Annotated in this window: 6 protein-coding genes and 1 pseudogene; all 7 read right to left on the bottom strand. The window is 35.9% G+C overall.

Annotated features, from left to right (window positions below):
* Positions 1–282 (bottom strand): annotated as a pseudogene (locus AC6F75_RS03115) (hypothetical protein); the annotation flags it as partial.
* A 72-nt stretch (positions 283–354) separates the two neighbouring features.
* Complete coding sequence (locus AC6F75_RS03110; RefSeq protein WP_500713491.1) at positions 355–570, bottom strand: hypothetical protein; 216 nt, start codon at positions 568–570, stop codon at positions 355–357.
* Between the two features lie 116 nt (positions 571–686).
* Positions 687–830: a hypothetical protein gene (locus tag AC6F75_RS03105; RefSeq protein ID WP_500713490.1), complete on the bottom strand. Its 144-nt coding sequence runs from the start codon at positions 828–830 to the stop codon at positions 687–689.
* Positions 831–861: 31 nt separating this feature from the next.
* Positions 862–1,020, bottom strand: coding sequence for a lmo0937 family membrane protein (locus AC6F75_RS03100; RefSeq protein WP_500713489.1), 159 nt, complete (start codon positions 1,018–1,020; stop codon positions 862–864).
* Positions 1,021–1,270: 250 nt separating this feature from the next.
* Positions 1,271–1,945: a peptide-methionine (S)-S-oxide reductase MsrA gene (msrA, locus tag AC6F75_RS03095; RefSeq protein ID WP_500713488.1), complete on the bottom strand. Its 675-nt coding sequence runs from the start codon at positions 1,943–1,945 to the stop codon at positions 1,271–1,273.
* Between the two features lie 77 nt (positions 1,946–2,022).
* Positions 2,023–2,802, bottom strand: coding sequence for a C4-type zinc ribbon domain-containing protein (locus AC6F75_RS03090; protein WP_500713487.1), 780 nt, complete (start codon positions 2,800–2,802; stop codon positions 2,023–2,025).
* A 2-nt stretch (positions 2,803–2,804) separates the two neighbouring features.
* Positions 2,805–3,307: Nif3-like dinuclear metal center hexameric protein (locus tag AC6F75_RS03085; protein ID WP_500713486.1), on the bottom strand; the 503-nt coding region annotated here is incomplete at its 5' end.

Raw genomic sequence — 3,307 nt, 5'->3', positions numbered from 1 at the left:
GGCAGTAATGCCAGGGGTGGGTCCATTGCCTTTTCTAAAAATCCATTCTTTGATTACAATATCATTTTCAAAATAAAAATCGTAAGCGTCACCGGGTGTATATCCTCCTTCGTCGCCATAAACAACGGTGAGTTGTTGCATAGGTTTTTTGCTTATTGGAGCAATTACACTGTCTTTTACAGTGAACGTTATACCTTCATCCCAAACAAGATTGAATGGAGCTAAAAGCCAGTATTTATCGTTGATAAAACTAGTGTCAGCTTTTAAAGCGATGCTGTCCATACTACTTTGATTGTATTTTAAAGTGTCTTCGCCAAGTATTCTAGTGATGTCCTTGGTTTTTGGTTTCCAGACCTAGGAGCGCTCAAAATGGTTTTCACCGCGATCGACATTAAAAGTGAAATGCATTTCTTCAACATTGTTCCAGTGTTCAATACCGTGAGCAATGGCAATCATTTCGTTAATTTGTAGCGGTTGTTTATCAATGGTTTCAGCGGTTTTTTCTGAACTTTGATTTTTACATGAAAATAACAACAAACCAATTAAAAATAAAAGGATAGTTTTATACATAAAAATGTAGTTTGTGTAAAGATACAAAAGTAGGTTTTGAAATAAATAGTTGAACACAAAAAAACCCTTCGGCTTAGAAAGGGTTTTTGATTGTAATAATTAGTTTAAGTAAAAAATTATCCGTCAACAGCATCTTCAATACCATCACCTACTTCTTCGAGACCGTCCTCGATTTTTTCACCGGGAGTTTTTTCGCGACAGCTGGTGTAAGCAAAGGCAAAAAGTATAACAAAAAATAAACTAAAAAATTTACGTTTCATAATTTTAAATTTTGATAGTTAGTAATTTTTTTTAAGGTCTTCTACCTGTAGCCAAACGATATAAAATACCAATTATAGCCAGTACTAAAAGGATGTGTATTAAACTTCCGACAGACTCCCCAAATCCAAAATACCCAACAAGCCATCCAATGATAAGAATCACTACAATAAGCCAAATTAAATCTCTCATAATATTATTATTTATTAATTAGTTCAATAAAGATACTTCATACATTGAAGAAAATGTACTTATTTAACTGAAAGTTAACGACATTTAATCAAAAAAGTTAAAGAATGTATTGAAGGTGTTAATTTATATTTGGGTTTTCAACACTCTTTTGTTCTTAAGGTTTAATGTTTTTGCATAGTTCATTCTGACGTAAATAAGAAATACACTAATGTTACATTTTTTATTTGGTTGGATGTTTGAGATTTTGGATTTAATGGGTTTCCTTTAGAAGCTCCGAAAAATTCTCTTTGAACATATTTAATCTTGGGATGGAAACGTTGAGTATGTATGGGTGAGTAGGGTTGTTGCGCTCAAAATTTTGGTGATAATCCTCGGCTATCCAGAATTTTTCGAATGGAAAGACCTGAGCCGCCACTTTTTTGTTTTCCAAAGTGTCGTTAATGGCCTTTATTTTTGAATTAATAATATTCTTTTCTTCATCATTCTGATAAAAGATAATTGAACGGTATTGTGGGCCGATATCGGGCCCCTGACCGTTTACCTGTGTGATGTTTTGAGAGGCAAAGTACACATCTACCAATGTTGAAAAACTCACTTTTTTTGGATTGTATATGACTTCCACCGCTTCAGCGTGACCGGTTGTGCCCGTGTTTGTGCTTTCGTAAGTGGGATTTTGGGTATGCCCACCGGAATAACCTGATATGGCTTCCTCTACACCAGGCACACTTTCGTAAATGGCCTCTACACACCAGAAACAACCGCTGGCAAAGTAAGCTCTTTTTAAGCCGTTTTTTTCAGGAACCTGAACAGGTTTGATGTTTTTTTGCTTTTTTAATTCTTCAACTTTGTTTTTTTCAAAAGCATTTTGACAGGAGCTATTAACTATACCACCCATTAAAGCAAGTATCAAAATAAGGTTCTTCATTACTTTTTATTTTAAAAGTACAAAAAAAGCCTTCCGCATATTGGGAAGGCTTTGTTAAATTTTATTGGAATATATGCTTATAGTTTTTTGAAAAACTTTTCCATTTTTTGGCGCTCTTCTTCGGCAAGTTCGGCGTCAACCAAAATTCTACCGCTGTGTTCATCTGTCATGATTTTTTTGCGGGAAGCAATTTCAACCTGAACCTGTGGCGGGATTGAGAAGAATGAACCTCCGGAGGCACCTCTTTCAATGGTTACTACTGCTTGACCGTTTTTCACATTATTGCGAATGCGGTCATAGGCATTCACCAAACGTACTTCAAGTTGTGTTTTGTAGTTGTCAGCTTCTTTAAGAAGGGCTTGTTCTTCTTTTTCTGTTTCGCCTAAGATTTCGTCAAGCTCGGCTTTTTTATGAGACAGGTGGTTTTCTCTGTCAGTCAGGCGCTCTTGCGACTGGTTGATTATCTCGCTTTTGTGCTCAATTTGTGCTTTAAGCTCATTAATGTGCTTTTCTGCAAGTTGAATCTCGAGTTCCTGAAATTCTATTTCCTTGCTCAATGAGTTATACTCGCGGTTGTTACGCACATTGTCTTGCTGAGAAGTATACTTTTTGATGAGTACCTTGGACTCCTCAATTTGGTTCTTTTTTTCCTTTATAGAATCTTCAGTGGCCTGTAAATCGGCTTTTAGCTTGTCAATTCGGGTTGTTAAACCGGCAATTTCATCTTCAAGGTCTCTTACTTCTAGAGGAAGTTCTCCACGCAGGTTTCTGATTTCATCAATTTTTGAGTCGATGAGTTGCAAGTCAAATAAAGCTCTTAATTTTTCTTCTACTGTTGCTTCAGTTTTCTGTGCCATACTTATAAATACTTGATAGGATTGGTGTTTACTTCTGATGTTTTTATTTTTCCTTTTTCAAAGGCAGGTGCAAAATTAGTGATTTTTTTGGTAAGGAAGTCAACTAATTCATATTTTGTGAATTGTTCACTTTCATAATGGCCAATATCGGCAATTATAAATTGATTTTCAGCCTTATAAAAGTCGTGGTACTTCAAATCTGAAGTGAGAAAAACATCCGCTCCGGCACGCTTTGCAGCCTCAATGGCAAATGCTCCTGATCCTCCCAAAACAGCCACTTTTTTGATGGGTTTTTCAAGCAGTTTACTGTGCTTAATACAACCACATTTCATGGTTTCTTTAACAAAACCCAGAAAATCGCTTTCACTTAAAGCTTTTGGAAGCTCGGCAATCATCCCCATACCTATTTTTTGATTGACATTTTCCAGGGTAGTTATTTCATAAGCCACTTCTTCATAAGGGTGGTTTTCCTGCAAAGCTTTTAAAACAGTTCCTTCAAGGTGTG

The organism is Planktosalinus sp. (genome assembly GCF_059864935.1).
The sequence above is the reverse complement of the archived record's forward strand: the minus strand, read 5'-3'. Positions and strand labels throughout refer to the sequence as shown.